The organism is Nonomuraea rubra, from assembly GCF_014207985.1.
GTDB lineage: Bacteria > Actinomycetota > Actinomycetes > Streptosporangiales > Streptosporangiaceae > Nonomuraea > Nonomuraea rubra.
In genome coordinates, this window is record NZ_JACHMI010000001.1 from 8,582,890 (window position 1) to 8,597,140 (window position 14,251).

At 72.7% G+C, this 14,251-nt stretch carries 14 protein-coding genes; 11 read left to right on the top strand and 3 right to left on the bottom strand.

Features of this window, described 5'->3' with window-relative positions; genetic code table 11:
• Positions 1-275 precede the first annotated feature (275 nt).
• Both HD593_RS39050 and HD593_RS39055 read left to right on the top strand, forming a co-directional pair.
• Positions 276-890 carry an AAA family ATPase gene (locus HD593_RS39050; protein ID WP_312904022.1) on the top strand — a complete coding sequence of 205 codons (615 nt, stop codon included), beginning with the start codon at positions 276-278 and terminating at the stop codon, positions 888-890.
• 16 nt (positions 891-906) lie between these two features.
• On the top strand, positions 907-1,251 hold the full coding sequence (locus HD593_RS39055) for a YciI family protein (protein ID WP_185107045.1): 345 nt from the start codon (positions 907-909) through the stop codon (positions 1,249-1,251).
• A 57-nt stretch (positions 1,252-1,308) separates the two neighbouring features.
• On the opposite strand, the gene HD593_RS39060 is transcribed toward HD593_RS39055, so the two are convergent.
• Positions 1,309-2,670 (bottom strand): glutamine synthetase family protein, encoded by a 1,362-nt coding sequence (locus HD593_RS39060; RefSeq protein ID WP_185107047.1) that lies wholly within the window; start codon positions 2,668-2,670, stop codon positions 1,309-1,311.
• Positions 2,671-2,826: 156 nt separating this feature from the next.
• Here HD593_RS39060 and HD593_RS39065 point away from each other — a divergent pair, with 156 nt between their 5' ends.
• Entirely contained in the window at positions 2,827-3,372 is a 546-nt protein-coding gene (locus HD593_RS39065) for an EF-hand domain-containing protein (protein ID WP_185107049.1), read from the top strand.
• Positions 3,373-3,380: 8 nt separating this feature from the next.
• Positions 3,381-4,406 carry a terpene synthase family protein gene (locus HD593_RS39070; protein WP_185107051.1) on the top strand — a complete coding sequence of 342 codons (1,026 nt, stop codon included), beginning with the start codon at positions 3,381-3,383 and terminating at the stop codon, positions 4,404-4,406.
• 44 nt (positions 4,407-4,450) lie between these two features.
• Here the strand turns inward: HD593_RS39070 and HD593_RS39075 are convergent, their stop codons facing one another.
• Positions 4,451-5,425: a DUF5937 family protein gene (locus tag HD593_RS39075; protein WP_185107053.1), complete on the bottom strand. Its 975-nt coding sequence runs from the start codon at positions 5,423-5,425 to the stop codon at positions 4,451-4,453.
• Between the two features lie 59 nt (positions 5,426-5,484).
• On the opposite strand from HD593_RS39075, the gene HD593_RS39080 reads away from it, so the two are divergent.
• The 4 genes from HD593_RS39080 to HD593_RS39095 all read left to right on the top strand — a co-directional run bounded on the left by HD593_RS39080 (position 5,485) and on the right by HD593_RS39095 (position 11,987).
• Positions 5,485-6,678, top strand: coding sequence for an MDR family MFS transporter (locus HD593_RS39080; RefSeq protein WP_185107055.1), 1,194 nt, complete (start codon positions 5,485-5,487; stop codon positions 6,676-6,678).
• A gap of 128 nt (positions 6,679-6,806) precedes the next feature.
• Positions 6,807-8,669, top strand: coding sequence for a sensor histidine kinase (locus tag HD593_RS39085; protein WP_185107057.1), 1,863 nt, complete (start codon positions 6,807-6,809; stop codon positions 8,667-8,669).
• Between the two features lie 49 nt (positions 8,670-8,718).
• Positions 8,719-10,158, top strand: a complete 1,440-nt coding sequence (locus HD593_RS64670) for a BTAD domain-containing putative transcriptional regulator (RefSeq protein WP_185107059.1) — start codon at positions 8,719-8,721, stop codon at positions 10,156-10,158.
• A 53-nt stretch (positions 10,159-10,211) separates the two neighbouring features.
• Positions 10,212-11,987: an NAD+ synthase gene (locus HD593_RS39095; RefSeq protein WP_185107061.1), complete on the top strand. Its 1,776-nt coding sequence runs from the start codon at positions 10,212-10,214 to the stop codon at positions 11,985-11,987.
• On the opposite strand, the gene HD593_RS39100 is transcribed toward HD593_RS39095, so the two are convergent.
• Complete coding sequence (locus tag HD593_RS39100; RefSeq protein WP_185107063.1) at positions 11,984-12,337, bottom strand: DoxX family protein; 354 nt, start codon at positions 12,335-12,337, stop codon at positions 11,984-11,986. The two genes, HD593_RS39095 and HD593_RS39100, sit on opposite strands and share 4 nt — an antisense overlap.
• 79 nt (positions 12,338-12,416) lie before the next feature.
• Between HD593_RS39100 and HD593_RS39105 the strand changes: the two genes are divergently transcribed.
• Genes HD593_RS39105 through HD593_RS39115 form a run of 3 tightly spaced genes read left to right on the top strand, consistent with a single transcriptional unit; the run spans position 12,417 to position 14,222 of the window.
• The gene (locus HD593_RS39105) at positions 12,417-13,304 is read left to right on the top strand and encodes a LysR family transcriptional regulator (RefSeq protein WP_185107065.1); all 888 of its coding nucleotides are present in this window, start codon (positions 12,417-12,419) and stop codon (positions 13,302-13,304) included.
• Between the two features lie 22 nt (positions 13,305-13,326).
• Entirely contained in the window at positions 13,327-13,722 is a 396-nt protein-coding gene (locus tag HD593_RS39110; protein WP_312904024.1) for an ArsR/SmtB family transcription factor, read from the top strand.
• Positions 13,719-14,222 carry an SRPBCC family protein gene (locus tag HD593_RS39115; RefSeq protein WP_185107067.1) on the top strand — a complete coding sequence of 168 codons (504 nt, stop codon included), beginning with the start codon at positions 13,719-13,721 and terminating at the stop codon, positions 14,220-14,222. Before HD593_RS39110 ends, HD593_RS39115 begins: the two co-directional genes overlap by 4 nt.
• Positions 14,223-14,251 lie beyond the last annotated feature (29 nt).

Genomic DNA, 14,251 nt, shown 5'->3' on the forward strand with positions numbered 1-14,251 from the left:
CGAGACGCTAGGCGCCGCACATCGCTCGGATGTGACTCGGGGGTCAGAAGCAACGAAAATCGGCCTCACTCCGAACCGCTCCGGGAGTGAGGCCGATCAAGGCGTCGGCAGTACCTTAACGAGGTTTCCCGCCTGCCGCGACCAAACGGCGGATTCTCCTCGATCAAGGAGTGTCGTGCGCGTCCCGGCCCATCCTCGGAGAGGCTGGTATCAGACGCCCTATGCTGGCGCGGCAGAGGTAGCGTAGGGCGGACCGGGCCGGGAGGGTGTTGCGCGTGGTGGGGGCGAGGCTGCGATATCCGCCGGGTGCCCTGGTCATCCTGACGGGGCTGCCGGGGGCGGGCAAGACCACGCTGCTGCGGCGCCTGTACGACCTGCACGGCACCGAGAGCCTGCCCGTCACCTCAGGCACGGTCGTGGTGATCGACTCCTCGCAGTCCAGGCGGCACTGGGACGGCAGGATCACCTGGGCGCCCTATCCGGTGCGCCGCGCCGTGGTGTTCGTCACCCACCTGACCCGCATCCGCCAGGCCCTGACCCAGGGCCACTCGGTGGTCGCGCACAACCGGGGCTGCGGGCCGTACGTGCTGCGCGGTTTCGCCTGGCTGGCGCGCCGGCACGGCGCGGACTTCCACCTGCTCCTGCTGGACGCGCCGCCCGGCGAGGCGCTGGCGGGGCAGCGGGCCAGGGGCAGGGTGGTGGCGCCCAGGACGTTCGCCCGGCACCAGCGCAGGTGGGACTGCCTGCTCGCGCGGGTCAAGGGCGGTGACCCGGCTCCGGCGGCAGGGGCGTACATCGTGAACCGGGCGGAGGCGGGGCTGCTGGAGGCGATCGTGTTCGATCCGCCGCCGGGTGTCGATCCGAGCCCGCGCCGTTCGTACAAGGGCTGAAGGGAAGGAGCGAACCATGCAGCGATACGTGCTCACCATCTACCAGCCCGACGGCGAGCCGCCCGGCCCCGAGGTGCTCGAACCGATCATGCGTGACCTCGACGCGCTGGGTGATGAGATGAGGGCCGCCGGCGCCTGGCTCTTCTCCGGCGGCCTGCGTCCGCCCGGAGAGGCGGTCGTGCTGGACCCGCGCGGCGGCGGCGAGGTGCTCACCACGGACGGCCCGTACACCGAGGGCAAGGAGCACATCGGCGGTTTCACCGTGATCCAGGCGCCCGACAGGGACGCGGCGCTCGCCTGGGGGCGCAAGATGGCCGCGGCGAGCACGCTCCCGATCGAGGTGCGGGAGTTCTGGGGCTGACCCCCGACGGTCCCCGCCGCCACGGCGGGGCCCACTGTCAGGGCAGGTCGGAGCAGGTCAGAGCACGGGCAGGTAGCGGCCGAGCTCGAACTCGGTGACGTGGCGCCGGTACTCGCGCCACTCGCTGCGCTTGTTGCGCAGGAAGAAGTCGAAGACGTGCTCGCCCAGCGTCTCGGCCACCAGCTCGCTGCGCTCCATGACCTCGATGGCGTCGTTGAGCGAGCCGGGCAGCGGCTGGATGCCCAGGGCACGCCGCTCGGCGCTGGTCAGCGTCCAGACGTTGTCCTCGGCGGCGGGCGGCAGCTCGTAGCTCTCCTCGATGCCCTTCAGCCCGGCGGCCAGGATCAGCGCGAAGGCCAGGTAGGGGTTGCAGGCCGAGTCGAGCGAGCGGAACTCGATGCGGGTCGAGCCGCCCTTGTGCGGCTTGTACATCGGCACCCGGACCAGGGCCGAGCGGTTGTTGTGGCCCCAGCACACGTAGGAGGGGGCCTCGCCGCCCTGCCCGGCGATGGCCTCGGCGCCGCCCCAGAGCCGCTTGTAGGAGTTGACCCACTGGTTGGTGATGGCGGTGATCTCGGCGGCGTGCCGCAGCAGCCCCGCGATGAACGAGCGCCCGATCTTGGACAGCCGGTAGTCGGAGCCGGCCTCGTAGAAGGCGTTGCGGTCGCCCTCGAACAGCGACATGTGGGTGTGCATGCCGGAGCCGGGGTGCTCGGTGAACGGCTTGGGCATGAACGAGGCCCAGATGCCCTGCTCCAGCGCGACCTCCTTCATGACCAGGCGGAAGGTCATGATGTTGTCGGCCGTGGTGAGCGCGTCGGCGTAGCGCAGGTCGATCTCCTGCTGGCCGGGCGCGCCCTCGTGGTGGCTGAACTCGACGGAGATGCCCATCGACTCCAGCATCATGATCGCCTGGCGGCGGAAGTCGTGGCCCGAGCTGTGGGGCGTGTGGTCGAAGTAGCCGCCGGAGTCGATCGGCTCGGGCCGCTGGCCGGGCTCGGGACGGTTCTTCAGCAGGAAGAACTCGATCTCGGGGTGGGTGTAGAAGGTGAAGCCCATGTCGGCGCACTTGGCGAGCGTGCGCTTGAGCACCCAGCGCGGGTCGGCGTGCGACGGCGTGCCGTCGGGCATGAGGATGTCGCAGAAGATGCGGGCCGCGCCCGGCGTCTCGCTGCGCCACGGCAGGATCTGGAACGTGGCCGGATCGGGCTTGGCGAGCATGTCGGACTCGTAGACGCGGGCGAAGCCCTCGATGGCCGAGCCGTCGAACCCGATGCCCTCGGCGAAGGCCCCCTCCAGCTCGGCGGGCGCGATCGCGACGGACTTGAGGAAGCCGAGCACGTCTGTGAACCACAGCCGGATGAACCGGATGTCGCGTTCCTCGAGCGTGCGGAGCACGAACTCCTGCTGGCGGTCCACGGCATCCCCTCGTTCGTACGGACAGTACAGGCGTACACACCAGCATGCCGTGTCCGTGTTTCGCACACGTTACGGGGGGTGCCGGTGCGAGCCTCGCTGACAAAGGGCCCGCCCCGACTTACTGTGATCACGCAGTCAGTCTCGGGGGAGGCATTGGTGGCTATCGACCTGCTCAATCACAAGCTCGATCGGGCGTTCGACCACATCGACGCGAGCGGCAACGGCGTCGTCGAGCGCGAGGACCTGCTGGGGCTGGGCGCCCGTATCCTGGTGGGCTTCGGGGAGTCCCCCACCTCGGTCGCCGGGGCGAGTCTCGTGGACGGCTTCGACCGCATCTGGTCCACCCTGTCGGAGACGCTGGAGCGCGACGGCGACTCCGGCATCGCGCGCCCGGACTTCCTGCGGGGGATGACGGCGGCGTTCGTCACGGGCGACCAGTACGACCCGGTGTTCAGGCCGGCCACGGTCGCGGTGGCCGAGCTGTGCGACGGCGACGACGACGGGGAGATCGGGCCGGGCGAGTTCCGCACGATGTTGTGCGCGTTCGGGGTGGCCTACGACGACGTGGACGAGGCGTTCGACCGCCTGGACCGGTCGGGCAGGGGCACGCTCACCGTGGACGAGCTGGTCGTGGCCGCGGCCGACTACTACCGCGGCGACGACCCCAACGCCGCCGGCAACTGGCTTTTCGGGCCCCTGTGAACAGCACGGTGAAGAACACTCCAGTGAAGAGCGCCTCCAAGGACGGCGTGAGCACCGCCGCCACCACGACCGTGTTCGCCACGGTCCGCACCGCCCTGCGCTCGGCCCTGTCGTCCCTGCTGCCGCTGCCGCGCAGGGGCGGCTCGGCCGCGATGGCGCTGCTGCCGCTCACCGAGCGGGTGCCCGCGATGGCGGCGCCGTGCAGGATGCACCCGGCCGTGTACGCGATCGAGGCCGCGGTCATCGACTGGGCCAGGCGTTCCGGCCTGCGTGCCGACCCGGGCGTCGGCTACCACCGGATGGCGGGCCGGGCGTTCGCCGAGTTCGACGCGGCCGCGGCGGCGCTGTTCGCGCAGTGGCTGACGTGGCTGTTCCACCTGGACGACGAGCTGGACGAGCGGTCGGGCCCGCTGGAGATCTTCCACGGCATGCTCAAGGGCACGTCCTGCCATCCGCTGGAGGCGGCCTTCGCCGACCTGTGGCGCGTGACGAGCGTGCGGATGAGCGACCAGTGGCGGGCCAGGTTCGCGGTGGGGCTGCAGCGCCAGTACGACGCCTGCCGGGCCGAGGCGGAGAACCGGGCGGCGGGGCGGATGCCGACGCTGGAGGAGTACCCGGCGCTGCGCAGGGGCACGGTCGGCCCTTACCTGTACGACCTGGTGGAGCCGTGCCTGCGGGTGGAGGTGCCGGTCTGGGTGCACGAGTCGGACCCGTGGCGGCAGCTCGTGGACGCCTGCAGCGACGTCACCGCCTGGTGCAACGACGTGGCCTCGCGGCCGAAGGAGCGGGGCGACGTGCACAACTTCGTGGTGCTGGCGATGCGGCAGCTCGGCCTGGGCGAGCGGGAGGCGACGGCCTGGGTGCTGGACCGGATCGCCGCGCGCTGCCAGGACATGCGCAAGGCGGCCAGGCGGCTGCCGCTGGACGACCTGGCGCCGAAGGCGGCCAGGGACGTCAGCAAGGTCGCCTGCGCCTACCTGGCCGCGCCGCGCGCGCACCTGGACTGGCTCCTGGAGTCCCAGCGCTACGCGTGACCTCCGGACCGGCCAGGCGTGGGCCCTTGGGACCGGCGGCGGCGTCAGGCGTGGGCCTTGGGGCCGGCGGCGAGCATGTCGCCGGCCAGGGTGCGGCGGTAGACGACCTGCTTGCCGAGCCGCATGCCGACCGCCAGCCCGCCGCCGCTGAGCACGCCGAGGTGCTGGCTGACCGCGCCGGGCGTGAGCGCCATGCGGGCGGCCAGCGCCGAGGTGGTGGCGGGCTCGGCGAGCGCGAGCAGGATCGCGGCCCTGCTCCGCCCGATCAGCGCGGCGAGCGCGCCGGGCGCGGGCGGCGGACCCTGCTCCCACAGCGTGCCGACGCCCTGCACGGGGTAGACCAGCATCGACTGGTACGGCGCCGTCATCACGGCCACGGCCGGCCAGTAGAACGCGCTGGGCACCAGCACCAGCCCGTCCCCGTGCAACCCGCCCGACGCGCACCAGGGCCGGTCGATGAGCAGCAGCTCCCCCGTCCACACCACGGCCGGGTCGAGCCCGGCGAACAGCTCGCGCGCCCCGCCCTGGGCGAGCTGGCGCGAGCGGCGCAGCACGTCCCGCTCCAGCAGCGCGTACACGCGGGGCCAGAACTCGGCGAAGCACCCCTCCCAGTACGCCTCCAGCGCGTCCGCGACCCTGGACACCCCGGCCTCGGGGTCGGCGGCGAAGCGTGCGATGACGGCCGGGTCCGTGCCGCGCACCTTCAGCGCCTCCTGGCGGGCCAGCGCGGGGTCGGTGCGCCTGACGCGGTCGAGCTCGGCGGCGAAGTCGGGCATCGGCGTGTCGGGCGGCGGGGTGATGAAGTCGGCCAGGTAGCCGCCCGGCGGCACGAGCGCGAACAGCTCGGACAGGTCGAGCCCGGCCAGCCGGGGCCGCACGGCCTTGAGCCAGGGCAGGTGGATCGACTGCCTGGCGGGCTGCTGGAGGGTGCGCAGGCTGGCCACGAGCTCCCACATCGGGGAGAAGGCGAACCGGATGCGCGCCACGTCCTCGGGCCTCAGCGCCCAGGTGATGGACATGCTTTTAGTGTGCGCTAAATCGTTCGCACCGCGAAACCGGAAATCTCAGTCTTTGAGGCGTGTCAAGCACTACTGCCCAGAGACCGTCCTTCCTCAAGTCGCAGATCGGCGGGCTCCCCCGCCCGTTCTGGGCGCTGTGGGGAGGCACGCTGGTGAACCGCCTGGGCACCATGGTCATGCCCTTCACCGGCGTCTACCTGACCCAGAGCCGCGGCCTGTCCGTGGCCGCGGCGGGCCTGGTCATGGGCGTGTTCGGCGTGGGCTCGCTGCTGTCGCAGCTCGTCGCGGGCGTGCTGGCGGACCGGATCGGGCGCCGGGCCACGCTGTCGGGCGGCATGCTGGCCACGGCCGCCTGCATGCTGGCGCTGGGGTACAGCACCTCGCTGCCCGCGATCCTGGCCTCGATGTTCGCGCTCGGGCTGGTGATCGACGTCTACCGGCCGGCCTCGAGCGCGCTGGTCGCCGACCTCGTCTCGGCCGAGGAGCGGCCCCGGGCGTACGGGCTGCTGTTCTGGGCGATCAACCTCGGTTACTCGGTGGGCATGACGGCCGGCGGATGGCTGGCCGGGCTCGGGTTCGTCTGGCTGTTCTGGATCGACGCGGTGTCGAGCGTGGTCTTCGCCGTGCTGGTGTGGCGGGCGGTGCCCGAGACCAGGCCGGAGAGCAGGCAGGCGACAGGCGGGTTCGGGGTGGTGCTGCGCGACCGGGTGATGGTCGGGTTCACGCTGGTCGCGCTGGGCAACGCGCTGGTCTACTCGCAGACGATGACCATGCTTCCGGTGGCGATGACGAGCGTGGTGAAGCTGTCGCCCCACGAGTTCGGGCTGGCCATGGCGCTGAACGGCATCCTGATCGTCGTCGTGCAGCCGCTGGTGTCGGGGTGGCTGGGGCGCAGGGACCCGGCGCGCACGTTCGCGCTGGGGCTGGCGGTGATGGGCGTCGGGTTCGCGCTGACGGCGTACGTGAGCAGCGTGCTCGGGCTGGCGGTGACGATCGCGATCTGGACGGCCGGGGAGATCGTCACGGCCGGGATCCCCGGCGCGATCGTGGCCGCGCTGGCGCCGGCGGAGCTGCGCGGGCGGTACTCGGGGCTGTTCGGGTTCGCGTGGTCGCTGTCGGCGGTGCTGGCGCCGCTGCTCGGCGGGCCGCTGCTGGAGCTGGGCTCCGGGGCGCTGTGGTTCACGATCGGCGGCGTCGGCCTGGCGTCGGCGGCCGGCATGCTGCTGCTCGGCCCGGCGATCCGGCGCCGCTGACCGCGCCCGCACCGGCCCGCTATCGTTGCTCCGGCCAGGTGCGGAGCGCGTTGAGAAAATTTTGATCGGACGTTGGCAGCCCACCGGTAATTTTCACCCTCGATCATGGGGTGGGAAGGGCGGGCGGGATGCGCAGCGTGGCAACCGGCACGGCCATGCGCGGCACGGCGATCGGCATGGCCACGCTCGCCGTCGTGTTCGAGCTCGCCGACATCTGGGTGACGGCACAACTGCCGCAGCCCTCCTGGACCCCGCTGCCGCTCGCCCCCGAGGACATGGCGGGCACGGCGTTCTCCGTCTTCGGCGCGATCCTGGTGCACAGCAGGCCGCGGCTGGTGATCGGCTGGCTGCTGTGCGTCGGCGGGCTGAGCGCCGCGGCCAACATCCTGTCGGCGAACACCTTCCACCTGCTGTACGGGCACGCCGCGGTGGGCTGGCCGCTGATCAACCTCACCTGGCATGTGCTGCAGCTCACGCTGGGCGTGCTGCTCCCCCTGCTCTTCCCGGTCGGCACGCTGCTGTCGAGGCGCTGGCGCTGGGTGGTCGTGCTGGCCGTCATGGGCGTGGCGCTCGACTGGGCCGGCGCGCTGAGCGGGCAGAAAACGTTTCGGGAGCCCGCGCACTGGATGGTGTCGGCGGCCATGGCGCTGGCGTTCGTCTCGCTGGTGGTGCGGTTCAAGCGCGGGGACGCGGCCGAGCGGCGCCAGCTCCTGTGGCTGGTGGTGGCGCTGCCGGGGCTGCTGGTGCCGTGGATGCTGGGCGATCCGTTCTGGTGGCTGGCGACGCTGACCATCCCGCTGATCCCGGCGGCCATCGCGATCGCGGTGCTGCGTTACCGGCTGTTCGGCATCGACACGCTGATCACCCGGGCGCTCATCGGCACCGGGCTGATCATCGTGACGACCGGCGTGTACGTGGCGGTCAGCGCCGCGAGCAGCCTGTTCCTCGCCGAGGTGGACCAGGTGGCCGGGATCGCGGCGGCGGTGTTCGCCGGGGCGTCCTTCCAGCCGATGCGCCGCGGCATGCAGCGCGGCGTGGACCGGCTGCTGTACGGCAGCACCGGCGTGCCCGGCACGCTGGCCAGGCGGCTGCGGCACCGGCTGCAGCACGCCGACCCGGTGCACGGGCTGCTGGCCACGCTGGACACGCTGCGCGAGGGCCTGTCGGTGACGGGCGTGGCGGTCGAGCTGGACGGCATGACCACCACCTCCGGCTCGCTCGGCCCGCCCGCGCGGGTGATCTCCCTGGTGTGGCACGGCGAGCCGGTCGGGCTGCTGCTGGTCGGGCCGACCGACAGGCGCAGGTTCCCGGCGGCGCACGACGAGCGGGTGCTGGCCACGCTCACGCCGTACATCGCCGACGCGGCGCACGCGGTGCGGCTGACGGCCGCGTTGCAGCGCTCGCGCGAGCGCATCCTGACCGCGCGCGAGGAGGAGCGGCGGCGGCTGCGCCGCGACCTGCACGACGGGCTCGGCCAGTCGCTCACCGGCATGGCCATGTCGATCAACGCCGCCCGCCTGTCCGTACGCAGCTCGCCCGAGCGCGCGGACCTGCTGCTGGCCGAGTTGCGCGCCGGCATGGACGCGGTGAGCGGCGACATCAGGCAGCTCGTGTACGGCCTGCGCCCGCCGGCGCTCGACGAGCTGGGCCTGGCGGGGGCCGTGGCGGAGCTGGCCGGCACGCCGGTCGAGGTCTCCGGCGGCCTCGACGGGCTGCCCGCGGCCGTGGAGGTGGCCGCGTACCGGATCGTGCAGGAGGCGCTCACCAACGCGCGCAAGCACTCCGGCGCCGCCACGATCGCGGTCGCGCTGCGGCGCGCGGAGACGTTGCGGATCACCGTCACCGACGACGGGTGCGGGATCCCGCCGGACGCGCGGGCGGGCGTCGGGCTGGGCTCGATGCGCGAGCGGGCCGCCGAGCTGGGAGGCACCTGCGTCGTACGGGAGGCGGAGGGAGGCGGCACCGTTGTCGACGCCGAACTACCTCTCTGAAATTTCCCCATATACCCAGACTCGTTCTGCCTCTACAGTTACGCCTGACATGCTGACCTTCACCGCTCTCGGACCGTTCCAGGCCTGGGCCGACGGCGCGCCCCTCGACCTCGGCGGACAGCGGCAGCGGGCGGTGCTCGCGCGCCTGCTCGTCGCCGCTGGCCGCGCCGTGCCCGTGCACACCCTCATCGACGAGCTCTGGCCGGGCGACCCGCCCGCGCAGGCCCTGTCCACGATCCAGGGCTATGTCTCGCGGCTGCGCCGCGCCCTGGAGCCCGGCCGGGCACCCCGCGAGGAGGCCGGGGTGCTGGTGTCCGCGCCGCCCGGGTACGCGTTGCGCGCCCGTACCGAGCAGGTGGACGCCTGGCACTTCGAGGGCCTGGTCAAGTCCGACGGCACGCCCGCGCAGGTGTGGGCGGCCATGGACACCGCGCTGGGGCTGTGGCGGGGGCCGGCGCTGGCCGAGTTCGCGGAGCTGAGCTGGGCCGCGACCGAGGCCGGGCGGCTGGAGGAGCTGCGGCTGATCGCCGTGGAGCGGCGGGCGGACGCCGGGCTGGCGCTGGGCCGGGCGACGTCGCTGGTGGCGGACCTGGAGGCGCACGCGACGGCGTACCCGCTGCGGGAGGAGGCGTGGCGGCTGCTGGCCGTGGCGCTCTACCGGATGGGGCGCCAGGGCGACGCGCTGGCGGCGCTGCGCAGGGCGCGCGCCGTGTGGCGGGACGAGCTGGGGCTGGACCTGTCGGCCGGGCTGAAGCGGCTGGAGGCCGACATGCTGGCCCAGCGCCTGGAGGAGCCCGCCGCCGATCCGGTCCCCGGGCCCGTGCCGGATGGCGGGGTGCTGCGCGTGCTGGTGGCCGATGACCAGGCGCTGGTGCGTACCGGGCTGAAGGCCATGCTGGACAGCGAGCCCGGGTTCGCGCACGCGGGCGAGGCGGCCAACGGCGAGGAGGCGATCGCGGCCGTCCGCGAGGCGCGTCCCGACGTGGTGCTGCTCGACATCCAGATGCCGCGCCTGGACGGCCTGGCCGCCGCCCGCCGGATCCTGGCCGGGGAGCGGCCGCCTAAGGTCGTCATGATGACCACGTTCGGCAGCGACGAGAACCTGTACGCGGCGCTGCGGGCCGGGGTGAGCGGGTTCCTGCTGAAGACCTCGCCGCCCGAGCAGATCCTGGCCGCGCTCAGGGCCGCCGCGGCCGGTGACGCGCTCATCGACCCGGCGGTGACCACGCGGCTGATCTCGGCGTTCGCCGGGCGCACCGACCCGGCCTCGCCGCCGGCGCTGGCCGGGCTCGCCGACGACCGGCTGGACGTGCTCAAGCTCGTCGCCCGCGGGCTGACCAACCGGCAGATCGGGCAGACGCTCGCGCTGCCGGAGGAGGAGGTGGGCGTGGTGGTGAAGTCGCTGCTGGAGCACCTCGGGCTGTTCGACAGGGCACAGCTCGTGATGGCCGCGTACGAGTCGGGCCTGGTCACCCCAGGCGCGAAATGACCGGCTTTTCGTCGCTTTGACGATAAAAATCGGGGCGTACTAGGCTGTTCAACGTGGCACAACTGCGCATTGCCCTGGCACAGACGAACCCGACCGTCGGCGACCTGAACGCCAACGCCGACAAACTGATCGCGTGGACCCGCGACGCGGCGGAGCGCGAGGTCCATCTCGTGGTCTTCACCGAGATGTTCCTCACCGGCTATCCGGTGGAGGACCTCGTGCTGCGCACCTCCTTCGTGGACGCCAGCATCCGGACGCTGGAGGAGGTGGCGCGCAGGCTGCGGCAGGAGGGCCTGGGCGACCTGCCGGTGGTCGTCGGCTACGTGGACCGCGCCGGCCTGGCCCCCCGCGTCGGGCAGCCGAAGGGCGCCCCGCTCGACGCCGCCGCGCTGCTGTACAGGGGCGAGGTGGTCACCCGCACGGCCAAGCACCACCTGCCGAACTACGGGGTGTTCGACGAGTACCGGTACTTCGTGCGCGGCGACCGGCTGCCGATCTTCCGGCTGCACGGCGTGGACGTGGCCATCGCGGTGTGCGAGGACCTCTGGCAGGAGGGCGGCCCCGTGTCCGTCGTCGGGCAGGCCGGCGCCGGGCTGCTGGTGGCGCCGAACGCCTCGCCGTACGAGAAGGAGAAGGACGACGTACGGCTGGAGCTGTGCGCGCGCCGCGCCCGCGAGGCCGGGTGCGGGCTCGTCTACGTCAACCAGGTCGGCGGGCAGGACGAGCTGGTCTTCGACGGCGACTCGATCGTGGTGGACGCCTCGGGCGAGCTGGTCACGCGGGGCCGGCAGTTCGAGGAGGAGCTGCTGATCGTGGACCTCGACGGGCTGCCGGTCTCCGACGCCGAGCCGGGCACGTACCCGTACGACGCGGGCGACGGCTCCACGATCACGGTCGAGCGGCTGGTGCTGTCCGCCGAGCCCGTCGCGCCGTACGAGGTCGAGCCCTCCGCCGTCCCCGAGCGGCTGGACCTGCACGCCGAGGTCTACTCGGCGCTCGTCCTGGCGGTACGCGACTACGTGGCCAAGAACGGCTTCCAGTCGGTCATCCTGGGCCTGTCGGGCGGCATCGACTCCGCGCTGACCGCCACCATCGCCTCCGACGCCATCGGCCCCTCGCGCGTCAACGTGGTGCTCATGCCCTCCCGCTACTCCTCCGACCACTCGCTGGCCGACGCCGAGGACCTGGTGCGCAGGCAGGGCGTCAGCGCGCAGGTGGTGCCGATCGCGGACATCGTCAACGGGTTCGAGAAGGAGATCGAGCTGTCGGGCCTGGCCGCCGAGAACCTCCAGGCCCGGGTCCGCGGCATGATCCTCATGGGCCTGTCGAACGAGCACGGCCACCTGGTGCTGACCACCGGCAACAAGAGCGAGCTGGCCACCGGCTACTCCACCCTCTACGGCGACTCCGCCGGCGGCTTCGCGCCGATCAAGGACGTGCCGAAGACGATGGTGTGGGAGCTGTCCAGGTGGCGCAACGCCAACTCCTGCCCCGGCTTCCTGCTCCAGGCCGAGCAGCCGATCCCGGAGAACTCGATCAGCAAGGAGCCGAGCGCGGAGCTCCGTCCCGACCAGCGCGACACCGACTCGCTGCCGCCGTACGAGGTGCTGGACCGGCTGCTGGACGACTACGTCGAGAAGGACATGGGCTCGCAGGAGCTCATCGCGGCCGGGCACGACCCGGCGCTGGTGACGCGGGTGATCCGGCTCGTGGACCTGGCCGAGTACAAGCGGCGCCAGTACCCGCCGGGCCCCAAGATCACGCCCAAGAACTTCGGGCGTGACCGCCGCCTGCCCATCACCAACCGCTGGCGGGAGACCACGGGCTAGGCCGTCGCCGCTCCCAGCCCGAGCGACCCCGCGGCCAGGGCCAGGAAGGCCGCCGGATAGGCGAAGTTGTGGAACACGCGGGCGCGGACGTGCACGACCACCGCGCCCGCGAAGAAGACGACCAGCCCGGCCGCCGCCGCGAGCCCGAGGAAGCGCACGCCCAGGAGCCCGAGGACCAGCCCCGCCGCCCCCGCGGCCTTCAACGCGGCCAGCAGCGGGAGCCAGGACTCCGCGATCCCCAGCTCGCTGGAGTTGGCCAGGACGAACCTGGCACGCACGACGTCCGCCCAGACGGCCCAGGCGTTGACCGCGATCGTCGCGAGGGTCACGGCCAGATAGGCGCTGTACATCGCTCGAACACCTCCTTCTCCTCCACCCTCGCCCCGCCCCGCTCCGGGCGTCCAATACACGCATCCATAACCTGATGGCATGGATGTGGACACGCGCCTGCTGCGTTACTTCGCCGCCGTGGCGGAGGAGGGCGGCCTCACCCGCGCGGCCCAGCGGCTGTACGTGTCGCAGCCCGCGCTGACCAAGCAGATCAAGCAGCTGGAGGAACGGCTCGGGGTGCGGCTGTTCACCCGGTCCAAGTCCGGGATGGCGCTCACCGGGCCGGGCAGGGCCCTGGCGGAGCGGGTGCCCGAGCTGCTGGCCACCTGGGACCGGGCGCTGCGCGAGACCCGGCGGGCGGCCGGCAGGGCGGCCCGCGTGCTGCGGGTCGGCTTCCTGGCCAGCGCCGCGAACGAGGCGACCCAGGAGATCGTGGCGGAGTTCGCGCGCCGGCGGCCGGGCTGGCGGGCCGACATGCGGCAGGCCTCGTGGGCCAACCCGACCGCCGGGCTCGCCGACGGGGACGTCGACGTCGCCCTGCTGCGCCTGCCGTTGCCCGGGCAGGACGAGTTGCGGGTGGAGGTGCTCTTCAGCGAGCCCCGCTGCGTCGCGCTGCCGTCCTCGCACCCGCTCGCCTCGCGGGAGGTGATCGCGTTCAGCGAGCTGTGGGACGAGGCGTTCGTGGCGGCCCCCGAGGAGACCGGGGCCTGGCGGGACTACTGGGTGGGCGCCGGGGAGCGCGACGGGCGGCCGGTGCGGATCGGCGCCGTCACCGACCAGCCGGACGAGTGGCTGAGCGCGATCGCCAACGGGTACGGCGTCGCCCTGGCGCCCGAGTCGGCGGCTCGCTATTACGCGCGGCCCGGGGTCACGTACCGGCCCGTCACGGGCGTCAGCGCCAGCCAGGTCGCCGTCGCCTGGGCGCCCGCGGACGACGACAACCCCGTCGTGCGGGACTTCGTGCTGTGCTGCCTTGAGTATACGTAACCAGTAGGTTACGCTTTCTGCTGTGACCGAGGCGGCGGAGGAACGACTGGACGAGGTGGCGGGGGCTGTCGCGGATCCCGTGCGGCGGCGGATCCTCGTGCTGCTGCGCGACGGGCCGCTGCCGGCCGGCGAGGTCGCCGAGCGCTTCGCGATCAGCCGGCCCGCCGTCAGCCGCCACCTGCGGGTGCTCCGGCGCAGCGGGCTGGTCCGCGCCGAGCTGGTCGGCAGGCAGCGCCTCTACACGCTCGATCCAGGGCCGTTCGGGGAGCTGGTCGCGTGGCTGGGGCCGTTCGTGCGGCCCTCCGGGTGGGAGCACCGCCTCGACGCGCTGGAGACCGAGGTGTACCGCACGCGCCGCGAACGCCGTACCACCACCGACGCCGCCCCAGGCGTCCCCGGAGAGGAGAGCACCGGATGAGCCCCATCCCCACAGGACGGCTGTTCAGCACCGATGACGGCACCGACCTGGTCCTCACGCGCACCTTCCGCGCGCCCGCCGCCGACGTCTGGGCCAGCGTCACCGAGCCCGAGCGCACGGCCCGCTGGTTCGGGCCGTGGGAGGGCGACGCGGCGCCCGGGCGCACGGTCAAGGTTCAGCTCCTCTTCGAGGAGCAGCAGCCCTGGTACGACCTGCGCATCGACGCCTGCGAGCCGCCCCGCCGCCTGGCCGTCTCGTCGCTGGACGAGCACGGGGCCTGGCATCTCGAGCTGCTGCTGGCGGAGTCGGACGGGGTGACGGAGCTGCGGTTCGTCCAGCACCTCGACACGCTGGACGGCGTCGGGGACATCGGACCTGGCTGGGAGTACTACCTGGACCTGCTCGTCGCCTCGCGCGACGGCTCGCCCGCGCCCGGCTTCGACGCGTACTACCCGTCGATGCAGGCGTACTACGCCGGTCTCACCCCGTCAGGCGGCTGAACAGGAATTGTCGGTGGCTCCTGGCACAG